Raw genomic sequence first — 5,424 nt, forward strand, 5'->3', positions numbered from 1 at the left:
CCGCCCGGCGCGGTGCCGCCGCCCGGCGAGTTGCCGCCGGAGGGCGTGCCGCCGGACGACGAGCCGGCCTTGCGGCCGGAGACGTGCTCCCGCACCCGGCCGGTCTCCTGCTCGGCGTTCGCCAGCCACCGTTCGCAGCGCTGCTGCATCGGCTTGATCAGACCGCCGCCGACTCCGACCACCAGGATGCCGCCGATGGTGGCGAGCACGGTGATGAGCACCGGCGTGGTCACGGTGACCGCGACGCCGATCTGGTTCAGAGCGGCGATGACACCGAGGCCGATGATGAAGACGGCCGCGATGTTGGCCAGCAGCCTGCCGTAGGACAACCCGCCGAGAGTGTCGCTGATCACACTCTTCACGGCGTTCGCGATGGCCGCGACGAGCACGATGATGATGATCGCGACGACGGCCCGCGGAATCCACGCCACCACCCCGCGCAGCAGGTCGCTGATGGGGTTGGGGCCGAAGACCGAGAACGACACCTGGAGCGCGATCAGCAGGACCGCGTAGTACACGAGCTTGGCGATGACGTCGATCGCGTTGAGCGACGAGTTCTCCAGGAAGCGGTCGAGACCGCTGCGGTCGATGACCCGCTCGAAGCCGACCTTGCGCAGGATCACCCCGACGGCCTTGGCCAGCGCCTTGGCGATGAGCCAGCCGATGAACAGGATGATCAGGAACGAGATGAACCTCGGAACGAACGTCGCGACCGACGTCCACGCCTCCGAGAGACCCTCCTGGAAGTCGATGGCCAGCAACGCGTGCGAATGGTTCATGGGTCTCCCCGTCCGAGGTGTGTGATGAGCTGCCCGTACCACCGCAGCTGTCACTCACTCCGCCGGGGACTCCCTCTCACCCGTCTGCCGCGCCCGCGGCCCCCGTCCGGCCCATCCGCCCACCCGCTGCGGCGGTCCGCACCCCGGCGGCGGGCTGCTCGTCCCGGCGGCACGCTCCGCGCCTCGGCTGCCGCTCAGTAGACGAGGGCCTGCGCGCCGTCCGCCATCGTCTCGCTCACGAAGACCTGGGCGCCCGCGATGCGCACCCCCTCCAGCAGGTCCTTCTCCTCGATGTCCCGGCGCGCCGCGCACTGGGTGCACACCGTGATCCGGCCGCCCGCCAGCACACCGGCGACCAGCTCCTCCAGCGGCGCGGAGTGCGGCAGCTCGAACTCGGCTGCCCGGCCCGGCAGCGCGAACCAGGCGGACTCACCGGTGAGCCACAGCGACACCTCCACCCCGCTCGCCGCGGCGACCGCGGCCACCGTGAACGCCTGCGAGCACCGCTCCGGGGCGTCCGCCCCCGCCGTCACCTTGATCACGAGCTTCTTCGAGTCAGCTGCCATGCGCCCCACAGTAATGCGACCGAAGGCGCTACCCGATCGTGATGTGCGCGGGACGGCTCCGGCTGCCGCCCGCCGGCACCCGCACACCGGCCAGTCGCTGCGGCATCCGGTTGTCGCCGCGGCGTGGGGTGGTGGACCTCGCAGCGCTGGGCGCCGCCGGGCCGACTAGACTCGGGGCCGGTCCGTACGTACCCAGAAACCCGCTCAAGGAGCGACTCGTGCTTGAGGCATTCTTCATCACCCTGATGATCCTGGTCTGCGTGGGCACTGCCGCGTTCGCCGGGCTGACCGTGAAGAAGCTCTTCCAGGGTCAGCGCTGACCCGAGGTCACTCCCCCGTCCCGCCGGCCGCCCCTGCTACAGATCGCCTGAGCCTTCCATGATCGAGATCCCGTCCGACCTGCACCCCGACCTCGTGCCGCTGGCCTTCCTGCTCGGCGACTGGGCCGGCGCCGGAGTCGCGGACTTCCCCGGCGCGGAGAAGTGCAACTTCGGCCAGGAGGTCACCTTCAGCCATGACGGCCGCGCCTTCCTGGAGTACACCTCCCGGAGCTGGCAGCTCGACGGTGAGGGCAACAAGGTCGCCCCGCTGGAGTCGGAGTCCGGTTACTGGCGGATCGACGGCGAGCGCAAGGTCGAGGTCGTGATGGTCCGCGACCAGGGCGTCGTCGAGATCTGGTACGGCCAGCTGGCCGACAGCAAGCCGCAGATCGACCTGGCCACCGACGCGGTGGCCCGGCTCGCGGCGGCCGAGGAGTACAGCGGCGGCAAGCGGCTGTACGGCTACGTCAAGGGCGACCTGATGTGGGTGGGCGAGAAGGCCACCCCGCAGGTGCCGCTGCGCCCCTACATGTCGGCGCACCTGAAGAAGGTCGTCGACCCGAGCGAGTGGGCGAAGGACCTCGGCGACCTGCCCGACGACGGCATCGCCTTCTTCAAGTAGGACCGCCGCTTCCGCACGCACACGCGGACGCCCGCCTCGCTCCCGACTACGCGGGGGAGGCGGGCGTCCGCTGTGTGGCTGGAGGCCGGCCGCTCAGTAGAGCTTGCTGACGTCGCGCACCGCGCCCTTGTCGGCCGAGGTGGCCATCGCGGCGTACGCCCGCAGCGCCTGCGACACCTTGCGCTCGCGCGCCTTCGGCGCGTACCGGCCGCCGAGCGCCTCCCGGCGGGCGGCCAGCTCCTCCTCGCCGACCTTCAGCTCGATGCTGCGCTCCGGGATGCTGATCGCGATCAGGTCGCCGTCCTCGACCAGTGCGATGGTGCCGCCGGCCGCGGCCTCCGGGGAGGCGTGCCCGATGGACAGCCCGGAGGTGCCGCCGGAGAACCGGCCGTCGGTGAGCAGCGCGCACTTGGCGCCCATGCCGCGGCCCTTGAGGAACGACGTCGGGTAGAGCATCTCCTGCATGCCGGGGCCGCCCTTGGGGCCCTCGTAGCGGATGACCACCACGTCGCCCTCCTTGACGCGCTTGGTGAGGATGGCCTCGACGGCCTCCTCCTGCGACTCGCAGACCACGGCCGGGCCCTCGAACGTCCAGATGGACTCGTCGACGCCGGCCGTCTTCACCACGCAGCCGTCCTCGGCGAGGTTGCCGTAGAGGACGGAGAGGCCGCCCTCGGTGCTGTAGGCGTGCTCGACGTCGCGGATGCAGCCGCCGGCGGCGTCGGTGTCCAGCGTGTCCCAGCGCTCGGACTGGGAGAACGCCGTCGCCGACCGCACACAGCCCGGTGCGGCGTGGAACATCTCGACGGCCTCCGGTGACGGGGAGCCACCGCGGATGTCCCACTGCTTGAGCCAGTCGGCGAGGGAGGAGCTGTGCACGGTGTGCACGTCCTCGTTGAGCATCCCGGCCCGGTACAGCTCACCCAGGATGGCGGGGATGCCGCCGGCCCGGTGCACGTCCTCCATGTAGTAGGAGCCGTTCGGCGCGACCTTCGACAGGCAGGGCAGCCGCCGGGACAGCGCGTCGATGTCCTTCATCCGGAAGTCCAGCTCGGCCTCCTGCGCGGCGGCGAGCAGGTGCAGGATGGTGTTGGTGGAGCCGCCCATCGCGATGTCCAGGGCGACGGCGTTCTCGAACGCGGCCCGGGAGGCGACGTTGCGCGGCAGCACCGTGGCGTCGTCCTGCTCGTACCAGCGCTTGGTGATGTCGACGACGGTCCGGCCGGCGTTCTGGTACAGCTCCTTGCGGGCGGTGTGGGTGGCCAGCACCGAGCCGTTGCCGGGCAGCGAGAGGCCGATGGCCTCGGTGAGGCAGTTCATCGAGTTGGCGGTGAACATGCCCGAGCAGGAGCCGCAGGTCGGGCAGGCGTTCTCCTCGATGAGGGCCATGTCCTGGTCGGAGACGGACTCGTTCGCGGAGTCGGCGATCGCGGAGATGAGGTCCAGCTTGCGCACCGTGCCGTCGACCAGCGTGGCGGTGCCGGACTCCATCGGACCGCCGGAGACGAAGACCGTCGGGATGTTGAGGCGCAGCGCGGCCATCAGCATGCCCGGGGTGATCTTGTCGCAGTTGGAGATGCAGATCAGGGCGTCGGCGCAGTGGGCCTCCGTCATGTACTCCACGGAGTCCGCGATGAGGTCGCGGGAGGGCAGCGAGTAGAGCATGCCGCCGTGGCCCATGGCGATGCCGTCGTCCACTGCGATGGTGTTGAACTCGCGCGGCACCCCGCCGGCGGCGTGGATCGCCTCGGAGACGATCCGGCCCACCGGCTGGAGGTGGGTGTGACCGGGGACGAACTCGGTGAAGCTGTTGGCCACCGCGATGATCGGCTTGCCGAAGTCCTCTCGCGCTACGCCCGCGGCGCGGAGGAGGGCTCGGGCACCCGCCATGTTGCGGCCGTGGGTGACGGTACGGGACCTCAGCTCGGGCATGATGCTCCACTCCCTGGATGCACGCCGGTACGGACAGGGAGAGCGTACGCCGCCTCATCCATGATCCGGACAGGTTTGTCGTATGTTGAGACGCTCGACCGGACTGCGGACGCCGCGTCGAGGGCCGCTCCGGTCCCCTACGGGTGTGAACCCACCGCCGCTCCGCCGGCGTGCTCGCTCACGGGCCGGCCGTGCGCGGTTCGGTGGCCAGGTGCAGCCGGGTGAAGGCCAGCGCCTCCGCGAGGTCGGCCTCCCGCTCGGCGGACGACATCGCCCGGCGGGTGTTCACCTCGACGACGACGTGGCCGGTGAAGCCCGTCGTCGCGAGGTGCCGCAGCACCTCCGCGCAGGGCTGCTTGCCGCGGCCGGGCACCAGGTGCTCGTCCTTCGCCGAACCGTTGCCGTCGGCGAGGTGCAGGTGGCCCAGCCGGTCGCCCATCCGGTCCAGCATCGCCCGGGTGTCGGTGCGTGAGGTGGCGGTGTGGGACAGGTCCAGCGTGAAGTGCCGGTAGTCCTCCTCCGTGGGGTCCCAGCCGGGGGCGTACGCCAGCATCTCGCGGTCCCGGTACCGCCACGGGTACATGTTCTCCACCGCGAACCGCACGTCGGTCTCACCCGCCATGCGCCAGACGCCCCGCACGAAGTCCCGCGCGTAGGAGCGCTGCCAGCGGAACGGCGGGTGCACCACCACCGTCGACGCGCCGAGCCGCTCGGCGGCGCTGCGGGCGCGCTGGAGCTTCGTCCACGGGTCGGTCGACCAGACCCGCTGGGTGATGAGCAGGCAGGGCGCGTGCACGGCCAGTACGGGCACCCCGTGCTGGTCGGAGAGCCGGCGCAGGGCGTCGACGTCCTGGCTGACCGGGTCGGTCCACACCATGACCTCGACCCCGTCGTAGCCCAGCCGCCCGGCGATCTCAAAAGCCGTCGCGGTGGACTCCGGGTACACCGACGCCGTGGACAGGGCGACTTTCGCAGCCGGGACGCGCGCCGCGTCATGTACGTCAGGAGCCACGGGCCCAGCCTACGGCGAACCGCTACGCGGTCCGAAGGCGGTCCAGCCGCCGCAGGATGACGCCCTCCCGCAGCGCCCACGGGCAGACGTCCACCGAGGCGACGCGGAACAGGTCCATCGCGCCCTCGGCGACCACCGCGCCGGCCAGCAGGTGCCGGGCCCGGCCCTCGGACACGCCGGGCAGCGCGGCCCG

The 5,424-nt window shown here is 71.2% G+C and carries 6 protein-coding genes; 1 reads left to right on the top strand and 5 read right to left on the bottom strand.

Translation table 11 applies throughout. The annotated features are described in order from the left end of the window. A partial coding sequence (locus ACYVE9_RS14350) for a mechanosensitive ion channel family protein (RefSeq protein WP_461028221.1) occupies nt 1-779 on the bottom strand: 779 nt, incomplete at its 3' end. 194 nt (nt 780-973) lie between these two features. Next, nucleotides 974-1,345, bottom strand: a complete 372-nt coding sequence (locus ACYVE9_RS14355; protein ID WP_461028222.1) for a DsrE family protein — start codon at nt 1,343-1,345, stop codon at nt 974-976. A 378-nt stretch (nt 1,346-1,723) separates the two neighbouring features. On the opposite strand from ACYVE9_RS14355, the gene ACYVE9_RS14360 reads away from it, so the two are divergent. Then, nucleotides 1,724-2,287, top strand: a complete 564-nt coding sequence (locus ACYVE9_RS14360) for a heme-binding beta-barrel domain-containing protein (RefSeq protein ID WP_461028223.1) — start codon at nt 1,724-1,726, stop codon at nt 2,285-2,287. 93 nt (nt 2,288-2,380) lie between these two features. Here the strand turns inward: ACYVE9_RS14360 and ilvD are convergent, their stop codons facing one another. The 3 genes from ilvD to ACYVE9_RS14375 form a co-directional block, all read right to left on the bottom strand. Continuing rightward, nucleotides 2,381-4,219 (bottom strand): dihydroxy-acid dehydratase, encoded by a 1,839-nt coding sequence (gene ilvD / locus ACYVE9_RS14365; RefSeq protein ID WP_461028224.1) that lies wholly within the window; start codon nt 4,217-4,219, stop codon nt 2,381-2,383. 178 nt (nt 4,220-4,397) lie between these two features. Next, complete coding sequence (locus ACYVE9_RS14370; RefSeq protein WP_461028225.1) at nt 4,398-5,231, bottom strand: sugar phosphate isomerase/epimerase family protein; 834 nt, start codon at nt 5,229-5,231, stop codon at nt 4,398-4,400. A gap of 22 nt (nt 5,232-5,253) precedes the next feature. Next, nucleotides 5,254-5,424, bottom strand: a 171-nt coding sequence (locus tag ACYVE9_RS14375; RefSeq protein WP_461028226.1) for a Ppx/GppA phosphatase family protein, incomplete at its 5' end; no start/stop codon positions are given.

This window comes from Streptomyces sparsus (assembly GCF_054776295.1).